The following is a 23595-nucleotide window of genomic DNA, read 5'->3' as shown; positions in this document are numbered from 1 at the left end:
TATTTAAACCCATTATTTCATTATTTAAAATTTATTAAGCTATGTCTATTCCCGAACAATGAACGGACCAAATTAAGCAATGAAAATTTTACAGATCGATTCCAGTATTTTAGGTGATGCCTCTATTTCCCGTCAGTTGACTCAAGCTATTGTGGGACAGCTTCAACAGAAACATGGTGAAGCAGTTGAGCTCGAATATCTGGACTTGGCTGCACAGCCGATTCCACATTTAACTGCTGAAATTTTGATGGGTCAGAATCTTGAGCAGGCGGCTTTAGGTGAACAGATTTTACAGCAGTACTTACAGGCGGATATCGTGGTAGTTGGGGCCGCTATGTATAACTTCGGCCTACCTTCTACCTTAAAAGCCTGGATTGACCGCATTAGTGTGGCAGGGCGTACTTTTAAATATACAGAAAATGGCCCAGTGGGTCTGGCAGGTGAAAAGAAAGTCTATATTGCCAGTAGCCGTGGTGGTGTTTATGGCGAACAAAGCCCAGTCGATTTCCAGGAAGCTTTCCTGAAAACTGTATTTAACTTTACTGGCGTAACTGATGTGCACGTGATTCGTGCTGAAGGCGTCAATATGGGCGATGCTGCGAAAAAGCAGGCAATTGAAACTGCGATGGCGCAGGTAAGCCAGATCTAAAAAGCGATAGATAATCAATGAACAGAAAAGGTCAGCAATCGCTGACCTTTTTTATGGCTTCTTTTAAATTTCTAGTCTTGATCTAGACGATGGGCAAATTCCGAAAGATCCGCCAGCGCTTGTCGGGCCTCTTCAAACCAGGCACTAAACATCTGAAAATTATGCCACATGCCGGTATATAACTTGAATTCAACCTCGACACCCGCCTGTTCCGCTTTTTCCTTGAAGCGTGTGGCATCATCCAGCAGAATCTCTTTAGATCCCACCTGTATATGTATCGGCGGCAAACCACTGAGATCGGCAAAAAATGGGGAAATCTCTGGATCACCACGATCCATTGCACTCGGTACATAATACTGAATCCCGGTTTTCAGGGTTTCAATCGACAGCAGGGCATCATGTTTCTGATTATAGCGTAGTGATTCACTGGTCAGGGTCAGATCAAGGAAAGGGGAAAGTAGAATTAGCCCACTCACTTGGGGCAGGCCTTCCTGCTGTAATTTGAGTGCCAATGCCAACGCCAGATTAGCACCACACGAATCTCCGGACAGAATAATATCCTTAGCCTGAATGCCCTGATCTAATAACAGATTATAGACATCAAATAGGGCCTCCAAAGGTTCAGGATAAGCAGATTCAGGAGCCAGAGGATAATCAATATGCAGTACCTGCATCTGGGTGCGAGCGGCAATCTGGGTCATAAAGGCACGATGGGTATTTAAGGAACCGAGATAAAAAGCACCACCATGAATATGGAAAATCAGCTGGCTGGATTCCTGCTGTGGTTTGATTTCCTCGGCATGTACACCTGCCAGCCGGAGCGAACGGATTTGTACGGATTTATCTTGCGGAAAAATCTTGCACATCTGCTCCAGTGCGACCCGTAAGGAGCTTGGAGGAAGATTGAACCGACTAGGCGCGCGGATGGTCGCTTTTAAAAGACTTTCTGTAATTAATTGTTTCGTCACGGGGCTCATCTTCATCTTCTTTCCATCTTTTTCTGCTTTTATTGACTATGTTGATTATTTACCAACAATATTTACAAGGTTACACTAAATAGTCACAGGTAAAAATTGCAAAAATGTTGTGACTTTTTAATACTACATCGGTCTATCTCAGACTAGGGAAATGAAGAAAAATGAAAAAAATTACGCTAATGTTAGGACTACTCGGCTTATCTGCGCTGGCCAATGCTGCAGATCCTTTAAATGGTACCGTTTGGAAAACGATTGACGACGAAACCAAGCAACCAAAGGCTATAGTAAAATTTACTGAGCAAAAAAATGGGACATTATCTGCAAGCATCCAATCGGTATTAACACCGGGTGAAGAAAATGCTTGTACAAAATGTGAAGGTCCGTATCACAATAAATCGCTGAAAGGTTTGACGATTGTGAAAGGCCTGAAAAATACAGGCGGAACCAGCTATGACAGTGGTTCGATCCTAGATCCAAAATCTGGTAAAACTTACAAATTGAAAGGCAACCTGACAGATGGTGGTAAGAAGCTTGAGCTACGCGGTTATATCGGCGTGTCTGCTTTAGGTCGTAACCAGACCTGGATTCGTGCCAAATAATGGATCAGAACCGTTCTCTAAAAACTACCATAAAAAAAGCCTGACCTCTGTCAGGCTTTTTTTATTCTTCCCATTTATCGAACGATTAGTCTTTTAACTCCCGATAAGCGGCTTCGTCAAAACCAGCGATAAAACCAGTTGCGGTCTGTAATACCGGACGTTTGATTAAGCTGGTATGAGTAGTTAAAGTGGTAATCAGATTATTTTCATTGGCAAGCGCATTTTCCTGCTCTTCAGTAGTAAGTTTACGCCAGGTAGTGCCTTTCTTATTCAGGACTACATCCTGACCCAAGGCATCCAGCCAGGTTTTGATGGTTTCTGCATCGATGCCCTGTTTTTTATAATCATGAAATTCATAACTCAGACCTTGCTCAGTCAGCAGATCAAAGGCTTTCTTCATCGAACTACAATTTTTAATTCCGTAAATTTTTAACATAGCTGCCATCTAAAAAATTTAAATCATGAACTAGCTTAACCAAATTGGCAGCAGCAGACCATGCAAAAGCAAATGAAAAAAAGGAAAAAATTTTAAATAGCAGAAAAGTCATGTCATCAAAATGACATCAAGCAGCTTTAATATGAGCAGCAAGAAAAAGAACAATCTAAATAATAAGAAAAATAAAAATTTGGGAATGATAGAAAGAGAAAACCCGCATTTAATCATCCTGATCATGCGGGTCTCGATCCAACGTCCAATGTCACATCCATGCAAAACAAACTAAATCTGATAGTTTGTTTTATTTTCTTCCTACGGCGTCCTGTCCTTATGTTGTCGTCCTGACATGTCCTTGTGCCGTAGCGCTATAATGCTATGTTATTACATTGAGATAAACCCAAAAAATACGTCATGTCATGTAAGAGATAAGCCTTAATTGAGTGAACAAATGTTCACTCAATCTTTAGGTCAGTTTTAGATTTTATAGTCAATAATTACGGGTGCATGGTCACTAAACCATTCATCTCTATAGACCCAGGCATTTACAGTACGGTCTTTCCAGTCCGGGGAACAGGCCTGATAGTCAATCCGCCAGCCCACGTTCTTGGCGCGTGCTTGTCCACGGTTTGACCACCAGGAGTATAATTCGGCTTCTTTGCGGACTTCACGGAAAGTATCCACGTAACCGAGTTCATCGTAGATATGATCTAGCCAGGCACGTTCGTGCGGTAAACAGCCCGAGGCTTTCTGGTTGCCCGACCAGTTTTTAATATCAATACGTTTATGCACAATATTATAGTCACCGCAGACAATCACCGATTTATTTTCATCGCGCCACTGTTTCAGGATTTTTGCATATTCTTCCAGAAAGTGATCTTTACGTGCCTGCGCTTCATCGCCCGAAGAACCTGAAGGTAAATACAGGGAACAGATATGCGCTGTTTTTTCCAGACCCAAGTCAAATTCTGCCGAGATAAAACGGCCTTGAGAATCAGCTAGTTCAAAACCCAGCCCATCGGTAATCGAAACAAAAGGCAGACGGCTGTAAATCGCTGTACCGGCATAACCTGGACGCTCGGCAGGGAACAGGTGAGTATACCAGCCTTCAGGCTTGAATTTGTCAGTCCACTGCGCATGGGTAATCCGGCTTTCCTGCATGCAGATCACATCGGCATCAGACTGTTCGATCCACTCTAGCAAGCCCTTGCTGACAGAGGAACGTAAACCGTTGACATTAATTGAAACGACACGAAGAATTTTTTGATCACCTGGATAGCTACTCTTTGGTATCATGCGCAAGTCTTACCCTTAATTAATGGATTTAGGAGCACCTCATGTCAACGCCAGCTCATTTTAACCCGCAAGCTTTTATCGAACTCGCATTATCACGTGGTGTGCTTAAATTTGGTGAGTTTACTTTAAAATCAGGACGTGTGAGTCCTTATTTTTTTAATGCTGGCTTGCTCAATGACGGTGAAGCCTTGTCATTACTGGCTTCTGGCTATGCTGCAAAATTAACTGGATGTGACAATGTTGAAGTGATTTTTGGACCAGCATACAAAGGCATTCCTTTTGTAGCAGCTACAGCAGTGGCACTGTCTCAAAATCATGGCGTAAGCGTGCCGTGGGGCTTTAACCGTAAAGAAGCCAAAGATCACGGTGAAGGTGGTGTGCTGGTAGGTGCTTCAGTGGAAGGGAAAAAAGTCTGGATCATTGATGATGTGATCACAGCTGGTACTGCGATTCGTGAAGTGGTCACTATCCTGAAAAATGCTGGTGCACAAATTGCAGGTGTACTGGTTGCTCTTGACCGTCAGGAAAAAGGCCAAGGTGAATTATCCGCCATTCAGGAAGTGCAAAAAGAACTAGAAATCCCAGTACATGCACTGATTACCATGAAAGATTTAATGAATTACCTAGATGCAAAAGGCGATAATGATGCATTGGCGAAGATGGAAGCTTATCGTGTGAAATACGGAATCTAAGACCTGATTCACCAGATAAAAAGTAAAGTCTTAGTAATCTAAGGCTTTACTTTTTATGGGAAGAAAAATTCTGTTCAGGCGACTGTATTTGAAAGAAATAATAAGATAGAAATTTTGATCTAGATAAACTTTAAATTCGATAAGTTATATTAGACCTCTTGCGAAAGTATCGTTTTACCTAATTTTTGAATTGGCTAAAACCTTATAAAAATGTAGCTTTGGGCTGTTTAAATTTTGACTAACGCAAGAAGTCTAATATATAAATCTTGATCAAAATTTTTCTATCAAAAAGAACAATATTTTTAGGGTCTGTTGACATTTACTGTTCATAATTAAACCTATAAAGGTAGCCATAAAAATATACAGGCTAAGGCAACAGCACTTTGATAATTTCTTTTGAGCTTGTCATATCGAGTAGCTATTCCTCTAAACTGCTTTAATCTACAAAACATATTTTCAACTAAATGCCTGATTTTATATAAATACCAGTCCATATGATCATTGTTCGATTGGCTATTTATTTTCTTTGGTATATTCGCTTTTGTCCCTGTTTTTCTGATCTGTTCACGCAGTGGTTCTGAATCGTAGCCTTTATCTGCGCAGACCACTTTTGTCTCTTTTAAGTCTAATGTTGATATTAAATCAGGTGCAACTTTGACGTCATGTGTGGTTCCATCGGTAATCATGAAATCAACAGGATTGCCATTTGCATCAACAATCAAATATATTTTTGAGGAGTTTCCTCCTACACTTTTAGAAATGGATTGATTCGCTATACCGGCAGAATGTTGATGAGCACGTACGTGAGAGCCATCAATAAAAATCCACTCCATATCGGGGCATGATGCTAATAATTTGAATAATCTAAGCAACTTACCACTGCTTGACCAACGATTAAAACGTTTGAAAATAGAGTTTGATTGACCGAAATAGGAAGGAATATCTCGCCACGGACAGCCTGTTCTAATTCTATAGAGAATAGCTTCAATAAAATTACGTAAGTTTGAGTTGTGATGAATAGATAAATTACGCAAAATAGTTTTCAACTTTTGCCAGTGTTGATCTGTCAGCATGGTACGAGGCATAGCGAATAGTAAAATTGGGTTTGGCGATTTGATTTTACTACTTCGCTATTTTTTAAGCTAAAAGTGTCAACACACCCTAAAAGAAACTCATTAAAGCATGAATTAAACCTCATAAAGCCTCTTTACAAATAAAATGAATAAGATAGTTATGATCATTGTTTACAAATTGTAATCCGTCTATATTAAAATAAACATTAAGTAATTAATTATAAGAATTTCATAATTTTAATTAATTTAAAATAAGAGTGTTAGGAATGGATTACTGGAACAGTGTTTTATTTGTATCGATTATAATGGTGGTAGGTTTAGCCATTATTGTCATGCTAGTGGGCTACAAGATGTGGAAAAACCTAGTGGTGACTTTACTAATCTCTACAACAATTGGTTTTCTGATTATATGTACTATTAACTTTATCTTTGGGGAAAATTTGCATTTGCCTTGGATTCCTGATCAGAGCTGGCATCATAAAATCACCTTGGAAATTGCCCTGATGAGTTTACTGATTGGTGGGGTCAGTACCTTTATTATTATGCTGGGAACCATGATTTCGAAAAATAATCGTTAAATTATAAAATTAGATGCATTTTCAAACAAGGTATTATTATTTTTTATTCAGGTTTTTAATCAATTTTATATCAAGATAAAATACTCAGGGTGAGTATATATACTGATTTGATTTAGAAGATATTAATCTTCGTGTATTTCACATTTTTTGCAGTCCAATAAGACGCCCAGTTTTTCTTTACGGCCTTGTTCGGTCATGACCCAAGGACGGTTTTGCCAAGGTGGATCATGCCGCACATGCTGACCATGACCACAGGTCAGTTCAGCGACCCAATGATTTTCTTCATCCAGATGAAAGCCGACAATTGCCTGCTGCATGATAAATGCTCTTGTTGATTAAAGTCTTTAAGCATTTATACAAAATTAGTCATGCAAAATCACCATAAACAAAAGAAACTGCACAGGCTATACTCCTTGCTAATGTATTTTTAAGAAAGAGCACACAGACATGCGCATACTTGTTGTGATGGATCCCATCGAAAATGTAAACCTGAAAAAAGATTCAACCATGGCCATGTTATGGGCAGCTGCACGCCGTGGACATGAACTCGGTTATGCATTACAGCAAGATTTATATATCGATCAAGGGAAGGCCTTTGGTCTGATCTCGCCTTTGCAGGTATTTGAAGACTATAACCATTACTACGAACTGGGTGAAAAGAAAAAAGAATCGATTGCGGCTTATGATGTGGTGCTGATGCGTAAAGATCCGCCATTCGACATGAACTTTGTCTATACCACTTATATTCTGGAACAGGCAGAACGTGAAGGAGCATGGATTATCAACAAACCGCAAAGCCTGCGTGACTGCAATGAAAAGCTGTTTGCTACTCAGTTCCCGCACCTGCAAGTTCCGACTTTGGTAACGTCGCAACAAAGCCTGATCCGTGAATTTTTAAAAGAACATGTTGATGTGATTGTAAAACCATTGGATGGTATGGGCGGCACCGGAATTTTCCGTATCTATCAGGATGGTATTAATATCGGCTCAACCATTGAAGTTCTGACCAACAATGGTAACCAGCCGATTATGGCACAGCGTTATATTCCTGAAATTGTAGAAGGGGATAAGCGTATTCTGATGATCAATGGCGAACCAGTACCATATTGTCTGGCCCGTATTCCGCAAAATGGTGAAGTGCGTGGCAATCTGGCAGCAGGTGGCTTAGGTCAAGCGCGTCCATTAACTGAGAATGATAGAGCCATTGCAGCGCAAGTGGGTCCTTATCTCAGAGAAAAAGGCTTGGTATTTGTTGGTCTGGATGTGATTGGTAATTATGTCACTGAGATTAACGTCACCAGTCCAACCTGTATCCGTGAAATTGATACCCAGTTTGGTACCTCCATTGCAGATGATCTGTTTGATGTACTGGAAGCCGGTCTGGATCAAGCCTAAGCTTTCAATAATAAAAAAGATCCTCATCCGAGGCTCTTTTTTATTGGGCATAACGCTTGAATAAAAACAAGGTCATTAAGATTCCTAATATGGAGAGGCTGGCGGTAACTGCCGCGATATAAGCCCAATTCTGTGTGGTCGAAACCAGTGCTGCGCTCAAAGGCGGCCCAAAAAATTGAGCACAGGCTGAAAGCTGTAAAACCAGACCCATACTGGCTGCTACGGCATTGGCGCGTGGGGCATGCTGCAAAGTAATAGCAAAAACAGTGGTCGGGATGATTCCACCAATGATAATCTGCCAGAATGAAGTATTTGATGGTGCTGGTTGAGTCGTCCTGTTGGGTGCACATGCTGCTGAATCTATTTGTAGATATCGTTTAATGATGCCTGCAATAATCAAGCATAGACTGCCGAGAATGGCCCAAATATTTTGCCAGTTCAGGTATTCGAGTAAAACAGGAATAATAAAAACAGCCAGACTGACACCCACGCCCATATAGGAACTCCAGAGTCCCATTTTAAAATTCAGTGTTTCAGGCTGGCTGATCCGTTTTACAATTGCAGCGCACACAAGGAAATAGTTAAAAATCCGATACTTTCGGTAAAGCGGAAGAAATATAAGGCTGTGGCATGCTGAATCCAGAGGCCAGCGATACTGCTCAGTCCTAAAATGATTAACGCCAGAATCAGGCAGCGCTTTAAACTCACTTTTTCCGAAAAAGCACCAATACAAAGGGCAAACAGCATCCCAGCCCCTTGCACTAAAGATAGAGAAAACCCGGTTTGTGTAAAACTTAAGCCTAAATCCTGTTGCAGAATGGGAATAACAGCAGACAGTTTACCGACATGCATGGCCGCCAGATAACCGGCTAAAATAATCCATAAGTCACGAATTGATATTTTTGACATCTATAATGCTTGAATCCATTTAAGGAATATGCAGATCAATTTGAAAAAATTTATTTAGATATAGGGATAACATAAAATTTTATTCAGATTTATATGATTTAGGCATAAGTTAATAGGATGAATTAAATGGAAAAACGGACAGTAAATAGTGAAAAATATATAGATTTAGGGGATAGCTAAAAAAAGATCAAATGAAAAATATTCAAAAATTATGCTGATATTTCACTTAAGTCTAAGGAAAAATGCAGACCTTATAATAAAACTAGTTTAAACTTCAAATTAGTATGAAAAAAACAATGAAACGCTTGTTGAAATAAGGTAAATAAACTTTCAAGGGCAAGCGTTTGTGATTACAATTGATGACTTAAATTAGACCTCCTGTTTCATTTTTAAAATTGAAGAATTAGACCGTGACCGACGCTCAGCAAAAACAGCCTAAACATGTCATGATGATGGCCGCAGGTACGGGTGGACATGTGTTTCCAGCGTTAGCCGTTGCAAAAGATTTACAACAACAAGGAATCGAAGTGTCCTGGTTGGCAACACCAGCAGGCATGGAAAACCGATTATTAAAAAACCATAATATTCCAATTTATCAAATCGATATTCAAGGTGTGCGTGGCAATGGTTTTGTGCGTAAAGCCTTGGCCCCCTTTAAAATTCTAAAAGCCACTCTTAGTGCCATGAAGCATATGAAACAGCTCAAAGTCGAAGCTGTTGCAGGCTTTGGCGGTTATGTGGCAGGACCGGGTGGTCTGGCAGCGCGGATCTTGGGTATTCCTGTGATTATTCACGAGCAGAATGCAGTCGCGGGTTTTACCAATACCCAGTTGTCACGGGTCGCTAAAATAGTATGTCAGGCTTTTCCTGATACTTTTCCGGCACAAAATAAAGTGGTGACCACTGGGAATCCGGTACGTAAAGAAATTACAGAAATTTTAAATCCGTCCTGGCGTTATCAGGAGCGGGAAAAAGCTGGCCAGCCGTTACGAATTCTGATTGTTGGTGGTTCACTTGGGGCACAAGCCTTAAATGAACGTGTGCCGGAAGCCTTGAAACAGTTGAATGTGCCGTTAAATGTTTATCACCAGTGTGGTCAAAATCATGCTGAAGCAACGCGCGCACGTTATGCAGACAAACCAGCCTCCTTGCAGGTTGAAGTTCAGCCTTTTATTGAAGATATGGCTCAAGCTTATAGCGATGCCGATCTGGTCATTTGCCGTGCCGGTGCACTAACGGTTACTGAAATTGCAACTGCTGGCGTAGCTGCAATTTTTGTACCGCTACCAAGTGCGGTTGATGACCATCAGACTGCGAATGCCAAATTCCTGGCCAATCAGCAGGCAGCCAAAATCTGCCCACAGCCCACCTTGACGCCAGACAGTTTAAAAACCTTATTAGAGCCGATGCTTGACCGTCAGGTATTGATGGAAATGGCGGTAAAAGCACGCCGTCAGGCTCAACCCGATGCGACCCAGCATGTGGTCCGTTTAATTCAAGAATTGTAATCCGAGTAAATTATGTCTCCAGTAACCCCAGCAGACCAAGCAAAGAAATTAATTAAAGTCCCGGAAATGCGCCGGATCAAGCATATCCATTTTGTAGGGATTGGTGGTGCAGGGATGTGTGGGATTGCAGAAGTACTGAAAAACCAGGGGTATAAAGTTTCTGGTTCAGACATCAAAGCCTCTAAAACTACGGCTCAATTAGAAGAAAATGGTATCAAGGTCTATATCGGCCATGCAGCCAGCAACATCAAAGGTGCCAATGTCATCGTGGTATCTACCGCGATTGATAAGGAAAACCCGGAAATCAAGGCAGCCCTTGAAACCCGTACACCGGTAGTCCGCCGTGCAGAAATGCTGGGTGAGCTGATGCGCTACCGTCACGGAATCGCGGTTGCAGGCACTCACGGTAAAACCACAACCACCAGTCTGATCACTTGTATGTTAGCAGAAGAAAATCTGGATCCAACTTATGTGATCGGCGGCTTGCTGAACCGTACTGGTGTGAATGCCGCTTTGGGTGCGAGCCGTTATATCGTGGCAGAAGCCGATGAGTCAGATGCATCATTCCTGTATCTAGAACCAATGGCTGCCGTGGTAACCAATATTGATGCTGACCATATGGATACTTATGGGGGTAGCTTCGATGTCTTGAAAGACACCTTTATCCAGTTCCTGCAAAAACTGCCATTCTATGGTTTGGCGGTTGTGTGTGGTGATGATGCCAATATCCGTGAAATCATGCCGCGTATTGGTCGTCCATTACTGACTTATGGTTTTAATGAAGACAATGACATTCGTGCTGTCGATGTTGTACAAGAAGGTATGCGCAGCCACTTTACCGTATTACGTAAAGATCGTGAGCCGCTACGTGTTACTGTAAATCAACCGGGTCTGCACAATGTACTCAATGCCTTGGCTGCAATTGGTATTGCGACAGATGAAGGCGTATCCGATGCAGCTATTTGCCGCGCACTGGAAGGCTTTAGTGGTGTAGGTCGTCGTTTCCAGGTACAAGGCCAATTCGAGCTTGAAGGCGGTGATGTGAAACTGGTCGATGACTATGGTCACCATCCAAAAGAAGTAGAAGCCACTATTAAAGCCGCTCGTGCCAGCCATCCAGATCGCCGTCTGGTGATGATGTTCCAGCCGCACCGTTTTAGCCGTACCCGTGACTGTTTTGATGACTTCGTAGAAGTGCTTTCACAAGTCGATCAACTGCTCTTACTTGAAGTGTATCCGGCAGGGGAAAAGCCAATTGTAGGTGCAGATAGCCGTGCATTGGCTCGTAGTATTCGTTTACGTGGGGAAGTTGAACCAATTCTGATTGATCCGGTCGAGGGGAACCTGAGCCAGGTGATGAAAAAGGTATTGCAAGCAAATGACTTGTTATTAACCCAAGGCGCAGGTAATGTTGGAGCAATCTCAATCGAACTTGCTCAAAATCATTTATATGTAAAGTAAAATAGTCATGTTATGACTAATTGAACAGATTCAAAAAGTTTAAGGATATAAACGTGTCAAATGCTTCAAAATTCGGAAAAGTTGCCGTATTGCTGGGTGGTAAATCTGCAGAGCGTGAGGTTTCGCTAGATAGTGGAACCGCCGTACTTGAGGCATTAGTGCGTTCTGGGATCAATGCAGAAGCGTTTGATCCACAAGAGCGTAGTGTTACCGAGCTGGTAAATTATGATCGTGCGTTTGTGGTATTGCATGGCCGTGGCGGTGAAGACGGCCAGATTCAGGGCGCGCTGGAATGGTTGAATATTCCATATACCGGTACAGGCGTACAGGGTTCTGCCATTGGTATGGATAAAGTCAAAACCAAACAGGTTTGGCAGGGTTCAGAATTACCTACTGCGCCATACCGGATCGTGACCAAAAACTCGAATGCTCAAGAAATTGTATCTGCTCTAGATTTGCCGCTGATCATTAAGCCTGTACACGAAGGCTCAAGTATTGGCATGAGTAAAGTTGAAAAAGTAGAAGACTTTGCCGATGCGATTGCCAAAGCGACTGAACATGATGCCGTGGTTATGGCAGAGAAATGGATCACAGGCCGTGAATTTACCATTGTGATTCTGAATGGTCAGGCTTTACCTGTCATTCGTCTGCAACCGCCAGAAGATGTGGCTTTCTATGACTATGAAGCTAAATATCAGCGTAATGATGTGGAATATGGCATTCCATGTGGCTTGAGCGAATCTGAAGAGAAAGAATTGCAAGCCTTGGCCCTACGTGCTTTCCAGGCAGTGGGTGCAAGTGGTTGGGGCCGTATTGATGCAATGCAGGATGAGCAGGGCAAGTTCTGGTTACTGGAAGTGAATACAGTTCCGGGTATGACCAGTCACTCTCTGGTACCAAAAGCGGCTGCAGCAATTGGCTATAGTTTTGATACGCTCTGTGTAGCGATTCTGGAACAAACATTAAACGGTGCGGCATACTAAGTTATGGCTCAACTCCCAGCAACCATGCGCCGTAAACGTGCTGCGATTACCTCAATTCACGACAAGCCGCCGACACGCAAAGAGAAACTGACCAACCTGGGTGGTTGGGCCTTGTTGTGTGTCGCGCTGGTGGTGCTGGCTTTTGGGATTTTTGGCCTGTACAAGGTGATGACTGATGCTCAGGTAGCAGAGCTGAAAGTGGCAGGAACGCGTTCAGCAGCTGAAGAGCGTCAGGTCATGCAGTACGTATCACCGATTGTGACTGAAAACTATTTCACTTCGGACCTGGAATCGATTCGTGACCGCGCACTGGAATTGTCCTGGGTGGACCGTGTGGTGGTATCTCGTGCCTGGCCAGACAAGATTCATGTCCGGGTAATGCCGCATCATGCTATTGCCCGATGGGGTACAGGACGACTGCTGAGTGATAGTGGCATTATTTTCACTGAAGTCAGTTCTAAAGATTATTCAGCTTTACCGTTGCTGCATGGACCCTCTACTCATGCAAATACCATGATGCGACGTTATAATGAAATCAATCAGTTATTTTTACCACAAGGTATTCGTTTAAAAGAATTATATTTAACTGAACGAATGACGTGGTTTATGCAGTTTGATTCAGGTTTGCGTGTAATTGTCGATAAAGACCAGACCATGAGCAAATTGCAACGTTTGAGTCATCTGTCCTATAGCGAACTAAAACCGGTATGGTCAAAAATTTCAGCGATTGACCTGCGTTATCGTAATGGATTGGCGATTCAATGGAAAAATTCAATTCCGCCTAAAATTGTAAATGGTCAATTTATTGTAACCATTAATGACACGGGCGTTGAGAATAATGTGACAGTAAAGCCATAATGACCGGCTTTAAAAACTAGAGGCCTTATAAAGCCATAAATCTAACAAACACGTAATGGTAGTAGTTAATAATGAGTGAAGCTGTTCCCTCGGTTGTGGCGATTGACATTGGGACACACAAAGTTTCAGTTTTGATTGGTAAGGTACACGCGCCAGACAATATCCAAGTGATTGGGATGGCGACCGCTCGTAACCGAGGCATGAATAAAGGAAAAATTGTCAGTCTCGATAAAGTCATTACCGCCATTAAAAACGCCGTACAAGAAGCGGAAGATATGGCTGAATGTCGTGTGCATTCTGCGTGGATTTCGATCCCAAGTGCTGAATTAAAAAGCTTTTATGCCTCGGGTAGTACCACCATTGATAATAGTGAACATTCAATTACGACCAGTGAAGTGGTGCGGGCACTTGAGCTGGCCAAGGCCAGTCATGTCACCTCAGATCACTATCTGGTCAGTGCGGTACCTTTAGGCTTCGAGCTGGATGATGCACCGGAATGGGTACTCAACCCGATCCGTATGTCGGCACATAGCATGACCGGGCATTATCATTTGATGATGTTACCGATCAGCACCATGCAGAATATTGACCGCGCTTTAAAAGGGGCCAATATCGGTGTGGAGAAAATGGTGGTGTCCTGTCTGGCTACCGCTGAAGCCAGCCTGCTCAAAGATGAAAAAGAATATGGCGTGTGTCTGGTGGATATCGGTGCGGGAACCACCAATGTCGCTGTTTATCTGGATGGCCGTCTGGCGCTAACCCATACCATCCAGCGTGGTGGTGAACATGTCACCCGTGATATTGCAGCGGTTTTACAGACGACCACAGAAGAAGCAGAACGTCTGAAATTGCTCTATGGCTGTGTTGATCTGAAAGTGGTTAAACCAGAGCATATGATTCAGTTCCAGGGCATTGATGGACCACAAACTATCAGCCGGATTGAACTGACTGAAATTATCATGGCACGTTATGAAGAAATCATGGGTCTGGTGCGTGATGAACTGGTGAACCATGGCGCAATGCAAGGCCTTTATCATGGTGTGGTGCTGACTGGTGATGCCAGTCAGATTGAAGGTATGGTCAGCTTTGTACGTCGTACCTTGGGTGTGTCCGCGCATCTGGGCAATCCGCCGGTACAGGTCTATGCGGATGAACAGCACCAAGCAGCTTTACGTCGTTCCCAGTACGCAACAGTGGCTGGTTTGCTGATGTTTAGCCAGAGTGATACCCAGGAAACCCTCGTTGAAACTGAAGACGGGGATAAGTTATCAGTTACACAGCGCATTAAACGGGCATGGTCAGGTTTTAACGAAACGTTAAAAGCGATCTTTTAAGCGATTTTTATTGTGAATATTGTTGGGAAGTTGTAGTTAATTGGGCTTGTACTTGACAAGTGCCTGCTTGAGCAGCATTCTTAAAAACAATTTTTATCAAGATTAAGGCAGTATACGGGCTTAGTGACTGCCAATTATGAATTAGGAATTTTATAGGTCATGGCCTCATTTGAATTTTTCGAAGAAGATCATAGCGATAGCAATGGTCAAGCCCGTTTCACTGTATTTGGTGTAGGTGGTGCGGGTGGTAATGCTGTACAGCATATGTTGCAGTCCGATATCCAGGGCGTAAAGTTCGTCTGTGCCAATACAGACAAACAGGCACTGGATCGCATGGAAGCCGAATTTAAAATTCAGCTGGGTGAGCAAAGTACACGTGGTCTGGGTGCTGGAGCAAATCCACAGGTCGGTCAAGCGGCAGCAGAAGAAAGCCGTGAACTGATCCGCCAGCAGCTTGAAGGTACCGATATGGTATTCGTTACTGCCGGTATGGGTGGCGGTACAGGTACCGGTGCTGCGCCAGTCGTTGCTGAAATTGCCAAAGAAATGGGCATCCTGACTGTTGGTGTCGTGACTACGCCATTCAACTTTGAAGGTAAACGCCGTTTGCAATCTGCCGAGAAGGGGATTGAAGCGCTAGAACAGCACGTAGATTCTCTGATCATCATTCCAAACCAGCGTCTATTGAAAGTCTTTCGTGATATTTCAATGAAGGATGCGTATAAAAAAGCGGATGATGTACTGTTGAATGCAGTACGTAGTATCTTTGATCTGGTGGTACGTCCTGGTCACATTAACCTTGACTTCGCCGATCTGAAAACTGCAATGAGTACGCGTGGTTATGCCATGATGGGTGTAGGCTTGGGGCGTGGTGAAAACCGTGCACGTCAGGCAGCAGAGCAGGCGATTCGCAGCCCATTATTGGATAATGTCACCATCATGAATGCTAAAGGTATTCTGATTAACGTGACTGGCGGTGATGACGTAACCTTCGGTGAAATTGAAGAAATTACTGATGTTGTAAACCAGATCGTGGATCTGGACGAAGGTCAGGTCTTCTACGGTACAGTATTTGATCCGGATGCTCGTGATGAAATTAGTGTAACGGTGATTGCGACTGGTTTGACTCGCCATGCTGCAGATTCGGTTGAGCCAACTAAACGCGCGAATGTACAGGCAGCACGTCCATCATCTCCGGCAGTAGTTGAAGATGATGATGTACCGGCAATTCAGCGTCAGCAAAATGAAGCAGGTGCAGCAGCTAATCCTGCAGCTTCAGTTTCTAGCCCACGCCCAACACCAATGAGCATCCAAGATTACCTTAAAAATCAACAGCGTAAGTAATATGTAACAGCATGTGTTTACTATGATTGCACAGAAAAGGTGGCTTTAGAGCCACCTTTTGTTTTTTATCAATGGCCAAATATGCTAACGTATAGCGGTTTTATTGGTGAACAGATGATAAAAAGCATGTTGAAACAACGTACCCTGCAACGTATCGTGAAAGCGAGCGGAATCGGTCTTCATAGTGGGCAGAAGGTTATGATTAACTTTGTGCCACACCACGCCGATGGGGGCATTGTGTTTCGTCGTATTGATCTGGCGCCACCTGTCGATATTCCTGCGGATGCCCTATTGATCCAGGAAGCCTTCATGTGTTCAAATCTGGTTCAGTCAAATGCCAAAGTCGGTACGATCGAGCATGTGATGAGCGCCATTGCGGGATTAGGTATTGATAACCTGATTATTGAAGTGTCAGCTTCAGAAGTTCCCATTATGGATGGTAGTGCCGGACCTTTCATTTATCTGCTCATGCAGGGCGGCTTGCAAGAACTAGATGCACCAAAGAAATTTATTAAAATTATTAAACCTGTTGAAGCCCTGATCGATGATAAACGGGCAATTTTTAGCCCACATGACGGCTTTCAGCTAAATTTCACTATTGATTTTGATCATCCTGCCTTCAAAAAAGAGCATCAGTCTGCCAGCATCGATTTTTCTACAGAAACCTTTGTTTATGAAGTCAGTGAAGCGCGTACATTTGGCTTTATGAAAGACCTTGACTACTTGAAAGCCAATAATCTGGCTTTGGGTGCAAGCTTGGAAAATGCGATCGGTGTAGATGAAACCGGCGTGGTCAATGAAGAAGGTTTGCGTTTCTCGGATGAGTTTGTACGTCACAAGATTCTGGATGCAGTAGGTGATTTATACCTGCTAGGCCACCAGATTATTGCCAAATTTGATGGCTACAAATCAGGGCATGCTTTGAATAACCAACTATTGCGTAACGTGAAAAGTGACCCAAGCAGCTATGAAATTGTAACATTTGATGACGTAACTCAATGTCCAATTAGTTATGTAACTGTGACATAAGTCCTTGTCTTTGTGTCTTTGTGTTATAACTTAGCCGCATCTAATGTGATACCTGTCACATAAAAACAACATTGGAATTTATTACATCTCATTGCAATGTTACTTTTTATTGCTTGCCAAACGTAGTAAAGCTTGGCTAAGCTTAGGGTCGCTTATAAAGTCAGCAGCACCGCGGAGTAATTCCTGTGTTTCTGGACTCAAGGCTCTTTCAGATTTTTCTGGAACCGGTTGAACAGGGGATGGATTCCTTAAGCAAACTTGGATTTTAGTGAGATCTTTTAATTCGTTTATTTGAGAGAGTTGTGAGATGTATTGCTTTTGAAGATAGGCCAATTGAGAAATCATGGCTTGGTTTTCACCGGTAATCGTTAACACACCATTTTGATAGCAGGCAACTTGCCATTGTTCGGGTTGAGGCAATAGCGGTTGTACGAGTTTCGTAAGCTTCTGCCATGCAGAAACTTGTGATGAGAGAAACGAAAAGTTTCCTGTTTTTATCTGTTTTCTTGTTTTTTGAAAAACGTTGACAGGTTCCGACATACATAATTCCTACATGTTTATGTCTTAATCTTATGCGCTTCTTAAAGTGGATATCAAGGAAGAGATCTTCAAGAAACTCGATTAGCAGTTTAGAGAGGTTTTTTATGCATATGCCTATGCGACGTATCCTATTGGCATTTTCTATTTCGGTTTCAGCTGCTTCAGTAGCTTTTGCAGATTTAGTGGATCTGAATCAACAAGATGCTACACCTGACCGTCTTGAGCAGTTAACACGTACTTTATCGCAGGGTTCTTATACCCATCCTGAAGATATTGATATTCCCGCACAAACCAAATTAAATGTTCAGCTATTTGAAAAACCGGTTGAACTGAATAATCAGACCATTGCCCAAAAATATGGCAATTCTTCATCCAGCAAAGTTGCATCTTCAAATAACCCTTATTCATGGCTAGTGGCTCATCCATTACCAGACATGAAACGTGTCAGCTCAAGTTTCGGTGGTCGTACCATGGGTGGCCGTGCTGAAAATCACTCAGGCCTGGATCTGGCTGCTGCAAGCGGTACACCGATCTACGCAACTGGTCCTGGTATCGTAACCAAATCGGGTTGGGGTACAGGTTATGGTCAGTATGTCGAAATTAACCATGGTAATGGATACCTTACTCGTTATGCCCATGCTTCACGCTTGATTGCACGTGTGGGAGATCAGGTGCAAGCCGGTGATCATATTGCGAATGTAGGTTGTACAGGTCGTTGTACAGGTCCTCATCTACACTATGAAGTAGTAAAAGACGGTCAACGTAAAAATCCTTCAACTTATTTAGCAATGTTACCTTAAACGTAGCTTTGCTCAAAATAACTGAAATACTTTAATGCGTCTGATACTTGATACTCATAAAATATCAATCAAACCGCTTTTAAGGCAATTAGGCTGAACATTTCTTCCAGGGAGTAGAGAAGGAGTTCGGTCTAATTGCTTTTAGATATTATATTATCACCGAGAATTATAACTGTCGTATAAAAAATCGCCATCATTGACTTCTTTTTGTTACTTTGTGTAATAAAGTGTCAATGGATATTTAGATAATAAATAGTACTCCAGAACCGCATTCAGCCAGAGCCATACCTGCATAAGCCGTAAATATGATACATATAAGTGATCAATTTGGCTTTCAGGAACTGTAGATTATGGCGTTTTATGGAGATACCGACGCTCAAGAAACCCAAGAATGGCAAGACGCTTTTGACTCCGTTTTGCAGCACATGGGAACCGAGCGCGCCGCCTTTTTACTTGAAAAACTTTATCAACGCGCAATTGCCAAACATGTTCCTATTCAGCGTTTAAATACTCCCTACTTAAACACTATTTCTGTAGAAGAACAACCTGCGATGCCGGGCGACCAGGATATGGAGCGCCGTATTCGCGCGCTGATACGCTGGAATGCTTTGGCAATGGTGCTTCGCGCAAATAAATCCGGTGATGACCTGGGTGGTCATTTGGCCAGCTTTGCTTCATCTGCCACTTTATATGATGTGGGTTTTAACCATTTCTTCCGTGCCAATAACGACAGCTTCGGTGGCGACCTGATTTACTATCAAGGTCACTGTGCACCGGGGATTTATGCCCGCTCATTTTTAGAAGGCCGCTTAACTGAAGAGCATCTCAATAATTTCCGTCGTGAAGTCGGCGGTAAAGGCCTGCCTTCTTATCCTCATCCTTACTTGATGGCAGACTATTGGCAGTTCCCGACGGTATCGATGGGTCTCGGTCCAATCATGTCGATCTATCAGGCTCATATTCAAAAGTACCTGATGAACCGTGGCCTGATTAAGGAAGAAGACCGTAAAGTCTGGGCGTACCTGGGCGATGGCGAAATGGATGAGCCGGAAAGCTTGGGTGCGATCTCACTGGCGGGTCGTGAGAAGCTGGACAACCTGATCTGGGTGGTGAACTGTAACTTGCAGCGTCTGGATGGTCCGGTACGTGGTAATGGCAAGATCATTCAGGAACTTGAGTCATTATTCCGTGGTGCTGGCTGGCGCGTGATTAAAGTTGTCTGGGGTCGTCACTGGGATCCGCTACTGGATAAAGACAAATCTGGTGCACTCAAAGCGATTATGGAAGAAGCAGTGGATGGTGATTACCAGCGCTATCAGGTGAAAGGTGGTGCCTACGCACGCGCACATTTCTTTGGTAAATATCCAGAAGCAGAAGCTTTGGTCAAAGACCTGAGCGATGAAGATATCGATAATCTGAACCGTGGTGGTCATGATCCATACAAAGTCTTTGCTGCCTATGCAGAAGCGACCAAGGCCAAAGGTCAGCCAACGGTGATTCTGGCGAAAACCGTAAAAGGTTATGGTCTGTCTGATGAAATTGAAGCGGTGAACAAGACGCACCAAATCAAGAAAATGCAGCTAGAATCATTGAAATACGTACGTAATCGTTTCAACTTGCCTTTTACTGATGAACAACTGGAAGAAATTCCATTCTACCGCCCAAGCGAAAACTCGCCTGAAATTAAATATATGAAGGCACGCCGTGAGGCACTGGGTGGTTATCTGCCAGCACGTCGCAAAGAAAGCGAATCTTTACCGATTCCTGAGCTCTCTGTTTTTGATGCTGTGCTTAAAGGTTCAAACGGTAAAGAACAGTCCACCACCATGGTCATGGTCCGCTTAATCTCTGCCTTATTAAAAGAGAAAGCAATCAAGGACCGTGTGGTCCCGATTGTTCCGGATGAAGCACGTACCTTTGGTCTGGAAGGGATGTTCCGTCAATTGGGGATCTATGCAGCGCATGGTCAACAATATACCCCTGAAGATCAGGAACAGTTGATGCATTACCGTGAAGCCAAAGACGGTCATATGTTACAGGAAGGGATTAACGAAGCCGGTGCAATGAGTGCATGGGCAGCCTTGGCGACCAGTTATTCAACCAATAACTTGCCAATGATCCCGATGTACATGTACTACTCAATGTTCGGCTTCCAGCGTATCGGCGATATTGCTTGGGCAGCAGGTGATGCACAGGCGCAAGGTTTCTTGCTAGGTGCAACCGCTGGCCGTACTACCTTAAATGGTGAGGGCTTGCAGCATCAGGATGGTCATTCGCATATTCTGGCCAACACCATTCCAAACTGTGTCTCTTATGACCCGTGCTTTGGCTATGAGCTTGGCGTAATCGTGCATGATGGTCTGCAACGTATGTATGTGAATCAGGAGCGTGTGTTCTATTACCTGACTCTGATGAACGAAAACTATGAACATCCACCAATGCCACAAGGTGCAGAAGAAGGCATCAAGCGTGGTATGTATCTGCTGGAAGAAGACGAAAAGGCGACGGTTCAGTTGATGGGTTCAGGCGTTATTCTGCGTGAAGTCATCAAGGCCGCAAAAATCCTGCGTGAGGAATATCAGATTCATGCCAATGTCTGGAGCGTGACCAGCTTTAACGAACTGGCTCGCGATGGTATGGCATGTGAAGAATATAACCGCCTGCATCCATTGGCTGAAGAAGCGAAAGAGCCATGGGTATCTCAGCAGTTACGTGACAAGGACGGTATTGTGGTATCGGCCACCGATCACATGCGCGCCTATAGTGAACAGATTCGTGCCTATCTTCCAGACAGTCGTCCGTTCGTAGCCTTGGGTACCGATGGTTATGGCCGTTCAGATACACGTGGCAATCTGCGTAGCTACTTTGGTGTCGATGCTGCGCATATTGTCGTGGCAACCCTGAAAAAACTGGCAGATGAAGGTGAAGTCGATGCACGTTTAGTGAAAGACGCGATCTCTAGCTTTGAGTTAGATACTGATCGTCCGGTGGCTTGGGCACCTCAGGCGACTCCTGAATTGCATCCAGTTGCTGACTACAAAGAGGAGAACTAATCATGCAAATTACGACTCCAGATATTGGTGTAGATAAGGCAACTGTGGCAGAAATCCTGGTGAAGGTGGGTGACACCATCGCTGTAGATGAAAGTATTGTGCTGCTGGAATCAGATAAAGCCTCTGTTGAAGTGCCAAGCACTTCAGCAGGTGTAGTTAAAAGCATCCTGATCAATCAGGGTGATGAAGTATCTGAAGGTATTGTCCTGATCGAACTGCAGGCTGAAGATGATGCCGGTACGGTAGAAAGTCAGGAAGCTGATGCTGCTGACAAAACTTCGGAAAATACCCCAACTGAATTGCCTGATGAGGAAATCCTGCAGGAAGTGGCGACACATCAGCCCAAAGCCTCTAGTCAAAATGAACAGTCCTCTCAATCGACTTCTACATCTACTGTAGAAGTGAAATTGCCGGATATTGGTGTAGAAAAGGCCCTGGTGGGTGAAATTCTGGTTCAGGTTGGCGATGAAGTTGAAGTTGATCAAAGCCTGGTCGTGGTTGAATCTGATAAAGCGACAGTTGAAGTACCAAGTACAGTTGCTGGTACTGTAGAGGCGATTCATATTCAGGAGGGCGATTCAGTCAAAGAAGGAGTGCTGATTCTGACAGTGAAAACTACAGATTCGGCACCAGCTGCTGAGCAAGCAGCGCCTCAAGCGGAAGAAAAGCCAAAAGCTCAAGCAACACCTGAAGTCAAAACTGAAACAGCACCACAACAGGCGGCATCCCCTGCAGGCGATATTGAAGTAAAAGTACCTGACTTGGGTGTAGACAAGGCAGCTGTAGCAGAAATTCTGGTACAGGTCGGTGATACGGTTGAAAAAGATCAGAGCATCATTGTGGTCGAGTCAGATAAAGCGACAGTAGAAGTGCCAAGCACGACTGCCGGAGTGATTAAGGCGATTCATGTTGAGCTGGGCCAGAATGTTTCTGAAGGCGTGGCACTGATTACGATTGAAGCTGAAGGACAAGCAGCACCTGCTGCTCCAGCGGAAAAATCAGAAGCACCTGCAGCTAAAGCTACGCCTGCACCAGCCGCAGCGCCAAAAGCTGACACTGCTGCTGTGACGCCTGAAATGCATAGTGCAGACAAGCTTAGCAAAGAGCAGAATGCTGCCAATGCCAAAGTTTATGCCGGTCCTGCTGTGCGTAAACTGGCTCGTGAACTGGGTGTGGTATTGGCAGAAGTGAAAGCTTCTGGCCCGCATGAGCGTCTAATGAAAGAAGACCTGTTTGCGTATGTGAAAGATCGTCTGACTGCACCGCAAACAACAGCTGCACCTGCGGCAGCTGCAGCTCCTGCAGGCTTGCCAAAACTGCCTGATTTCAGTGCTTTTGGTGGGGTAGAAGAGAAAGCTTTGACGCGTCTGCAACAGGTTTCGATTCCGCAGTTATCGCTAAATAACTACATCCCACAAGTGACCCAGTTTGATGCAGCAGACATCACTGAGCTGGAAGCTTGGCGTAATGAGCTGAAAGGCAACTTCAAGAAAGAAGGTATTGGCCTGACCATTATGGCTTTCATTATCAAGGCTGTGGCTTATCTGCTTAAAGAAGAGCGCGAGTTTGCCGGTCACCTGTCTGATGATGGTAAATCAGTTTTGCTACGTAATGAGATCCATATGGGCATTGCGGTTGCGACGCCAGATGGCTTGACTGTTCCTGTATTACGTAACCCGGACCAGAAGTCGATTAAGCAGATTGCTATTGAGCTGGGTGAGTTAAGCCAGAAAGCGCGTGACAAGAAATTGTCACCTAAAGATCTGCAAGGGGCGAATTTTACCATTACCAGCTTGGGTTCAATTGGTGGTACAGCATTTACGCCGTTGGTGAACTGGCCACAAGTGGCGATCCTGGGTATTTCTCCAGCAACTATGCAACCGGTATGGAATGGTGAGGGCTTTGATCCACGTCTGATGCTGCCATTGTCGTTATCTTATGATCATCGGGTAATTAATGGCGCAGATGCTGCACGCTTTACCAATAAGCTGACCAAGTTATTAAAGGATATTCGTACGCTCTTGATCTGATTCATGAATGTTTAAAAATAAAGACCCTGCTTCGGCAGGGTTTTTTAATATGAC

General features: G+C 43.7%; 21 protein-coding genes and 1 pseudogene. 15 read left to right on the top strand and 7 right to left on the bottom strand.

Going from position 1 to position 23595, the window contains the following annotated elements; translation table 11 throughout:
- The first annotated feature begins 79 nt into the window (after positions 1 to 79).
- On the top strand, positions 80 to 649 hold the full coding sequence (locus tag F897_RS02235; RefSeq protein ID WP_005232710.1) for an FMN-dependent NADH-azoreductase: 570 nt from the start codon (positions 80 to 82) through the stop codon (positions 647 to 649).
- A gap of 71 nt (positions 650 to 720) precedes the next feature.
- On the opposite strand, the gene F897_RS02230 is transcribed toward F897_RS02235, so the two are convergent.
- Positions 721 to 1632, bottom strand: coding sequence for an alpha/beta hydrolase (locus F897_RS02230; protein ID WP_005232708.1), 912 nt, complete (start codon positions 1630 to 1632; stop codon positions 721 to 723).
- Positions 1633 to 1787: 155 nt separating this feature from the next.
- Here F897_RS02230 and F897_RS02225 point away from each other — a divergent pair, with 155 nt between their 5' ends.
- Positions 1788 to 2225, top strand: a complete 438-nt coding sequence (locus F897_RS02225; RefSeq protein WP_004781465.1) for a DUF2147 domain-containing protein — start codon at positions 1788 to 1790, stop codon at positions 2223 to 2225.
- A gap of 85 nt (positions 2226 to 2310) precedes the next feature.
- Here F897_RS02225 and F897_RS02220 read toward each other — a convergent pair whose 3' ends face one another.
- Together F897_RS02220 and F897_RS02215 are read right to left on the bottom strand one after the other, a co-directional pair.
- The gene (locus F897_RS02220; protein ID WP_005232706.1) at positions 2311 to 2661 is read right to left on the bottom strand and encodes a Spx/MgsR family RNA polymerase-binding regulatory protein; all 351 of its coding nucleotides are present in this window, start codon (positions 2659 to 2661) and stop codon (positions 2311 to 2313) included.
- Positions 2662 to 3135: 474 nt separating this feature from the next.
- The gene (locus F897_RS02215) at positions 3136 to 3954 is read right to left on the bottom strand and encodes an exodeoxyribonuclease III (protein WP_005232705.1); all 819 of its coding nucleotides are present in this window, start codon (positions 3952 to 3954) and stop codon (positions 3136 to 3138) included.
- Positions 3955 to 3995: 41 nt separating this feature from the next.
- Between F897_RS02215 and pyrE the strand changes: the two genes are divergently transcribed.
- Positions 3996 to 4646, top strand: a complete 651-nt coding sequence (gene pyrE / locus F897_RS02210) for an orotate phosphoribosyltransferase (RefSeq protein WP_005232704.1) — start codon at positions 3996 to 3998, stop codon at positions 4644 to 4646.
- Between the two features lie 338 nt (positions 4647 to 4984).
- Here the strand turns inward: pyrE and F897_RS02205 are convergent, their stop codons facing one another.
- Positions 4985 to 5731, bottom strand: coding sequence for an IS5 family transposase (locus tag F897_RS02205; RefSeq protein ID WP_005232703.1), 747 nt, complete (start codon positions 5729 to 5731; stop codon positions 4985 to 4987).
- A 254-nt stretch (positions 5732 to 5985) separates the two neighbouring features.
- Between F897_RS02205 and F897_RS02200 the strand changes: the two genes are divergently transcribed.
- Positions 5986 to 6297, top strand: a complete 312-nt coding sequence (locus tag F897_RS02200; RefSeq protein ID WP_004781472.1) for a hypothetical protein — start codon at positions 5986 to 5988, stop codon at positions 6295 to 6297.
- A gap of 122 nt (positions 6298 to 6419) precedes the next feature.
- On the opposite strand, the gene F897_RS02195 is transcribed toward F897_RS02200, so the two are convergent.
- On the bottom strand, positions 6420 to 6614 hold the full coding sequence (locus tag F897_RS02195) for a DUF3565 domain-containing protein (protein ID WP_005232702.1): 195 nt from the start codon (positions 6612 to 6614) through the stop codon (positions 6420 to 6422).
- Positions 6615 to 6744: 130 nt separating this feature from the next.
- Here F897_RS02195 and gshB point away from each other — a divergent pair, with 130 nt between their 5' ends.
- Positions 6745 to 7692: a glutathione synthase gene (gshB, locus tag F897_RS02190; RefSeq protein WP_005232700.1), complete on the top strand. Its 948-nt coding sequence runs from the start codon at positions 6745 to 6747 to the stop codon at positions 7690 to 7692.
- Between the two features lie 40 nt (positions 7693 to 7732).
- On the opposite strand, the pseudogene F897_RS02185 reads toward gshB, so the two are convergent.
- A pseudogene (locus F897_RS02185) lies at positions 7733 to 8601 on the bottom strand (MFS transporter).
- 410 nt (positions 8602 to 9011) lie between these two features.
- Between F897_RS02185 and murG the strand changes: the two are divergent.
- The 7 genes from murG to lpxC all read left to right on the top strand — a co-directional run bounded on the left by murG (position 9012) and on the right by lpxC (position 17118).
- Positions 9012 to 10109: an undecaprenyldiphospho-muramoylpentapeptide beta-N-acetylglucosaminyltransferase gene (gene murG, locus F897_RS02180; RefSeq protein ID WP_005232694.1), complete on the top strand. Its 1098-nt coding sequence runs from the start codon at positions 9012 to 9014 to the stop codon at positions 10107 to 10109.
- Positions 10110 to 10121: 12 nt separating this feature from the next.
- Positions 10122 to 11570, top strand: a complete 1449-nt coding sequence (murC, locus tag F897_RS02175; protein ID WP_005232692.1) for a UDP-N-acetylmuramate--L-alanine ligase — start codon at positions 10122 to 10124, stop codon at positions 11568 to 11570.
- A 53-nt stretch (positions 11571 to 11623) separates the two neighbouring features.
- Positions 11624 to 12553 (top strand): D-alanine--D-alanine ligase, encoded by a 930-nt coding sequence (locus F897_RS02170; RefSeq protein WP_005232690.1) that lies wholly within the window; start codon positions 11624 to 11626, stop codon positions 12551 to 12553.
- 3 nt (positions 12554 to 12556) lie between these two features.
- The gene (locus tag F897_RS02165; RefSeq protein WP_005232689.1) at positions 12557 to 13411 is read left to right on the top strand and encodes a cell division protein FtsQ/DivIB; all 855 of its coding nucleotides are present in this window, start codon (positions 12557 to 12559) and stop codon (positions 13409 to 13411) included.
- 71 nt (positions 13412 to 13482) lie between these two features.
- Positions 13483 to 14745, top strand: a complete 1263-nt coding sequence (gene ftsA, locus F897_RS02160) for a cell division protein FtsA (RefSeq protein WP_004781486.1) — start codon at positions 13483 to 13485, stop codon at positions 14743 to 14745.
- Positions 14746 to 14904: 159 nt separating this feature from the next.
- On the top strand, positions 14905 to 16089 hold the full coding sequence (gene ftsZ, locus F897_RS02155) for a cell division protein FtsZ (RefSeq protein ID WP_005232687.1): 1185 nt from the start codon (positions 14905 to 14907) through the stop codon (positions 16087 to 16089).
- Between the two features lie 126 nt (positions 16090 to 16215).
- Positions 16216 to 17118, top strand: a complete 903-nt coding sequence (lpxC, locus tag F897_RS02150) for a UDP-3-O-acyl-N-acetylglucosamine deacetylase (protein WP_034580446.1) — start codon at positions 16216 to 16218, stop codon at positions 17116 to 17118.
- Positions 17119 to 17217: 99 nt separating this feature from the next.
- Here the strand turns inward: lpxC and F897_RS02145 are convergent, their stop codons facing one another.
- Complete coding sequence (locus tag F897_RS02145) at positions 17218 to 17658, bottom strand: DciA family protein (protein ID WP_004781492.1); 441 nt, start codon at positions 17656 to 17658, stop codon at positions 17218 to 17220.
- A gap of 110 nt (positions 17659 to 17768) precedes the next feature.
- Between F897_RS02145 and F897_RS02140 the strand changes: the two genes are divergently transcribed.
- From F897_RS02140 to F897_RS02130, 3 genes are all read left to right on the top strand, one after another.
- The gene (locus tag F897_RS02140; RefSeq protein WP_034580443.1) at positions 17769 to 18458 is read left to right on the top strand and encodes a M23 family metallopeptidase; all 690 of its coding nucleotides are present in this window, start codon (positions 17769 to 17771) and stop codon (positions 18456 to 18458) included.
- A gap of 350 nt (positions 18459 to 18808) precedes the next feature.
- Entirely contained in the window at positions 18809 to 21511 is a 2703-nt protein-coding gene (gene aceE / locus F897_RS02135; RefSeq protein ID WP_005232683.1) for a pyruvate dehydrogenase (acetyl-transferring), homodimeric type, read from the top strand.
- Positions 21512 to 21513: 2 nt separating this feature from the next.
- Positions 21514 to 23541 (top strand): 2-oxo acid dehydrogenase subunit E2, encoded by a 2028-nt coding sequence (locus F897_RS02130; RefSeq protein WP_005232681.1) that lies wholly within the window; start codon positions 21514 to 21516, stop codon positions 23539 to 23541.
- The last annotated feature ends 54 nt before the right edge of the window (positions 23542 to 23595 follow it).

The sequence above is a fragment of the Acinetobacter variabilis genome (genome assembly GCF_000369625.1).
Lineage (GTDB): Bacteria > Pseudomonadota > Gammaproteobacteria > Pseudomonadales > Moraxellaceae > Acinetobacter > Acinetobacter variabilis.
This window is presented reverse-complemented; position numbering and strand designations above follow the sequence as displayed.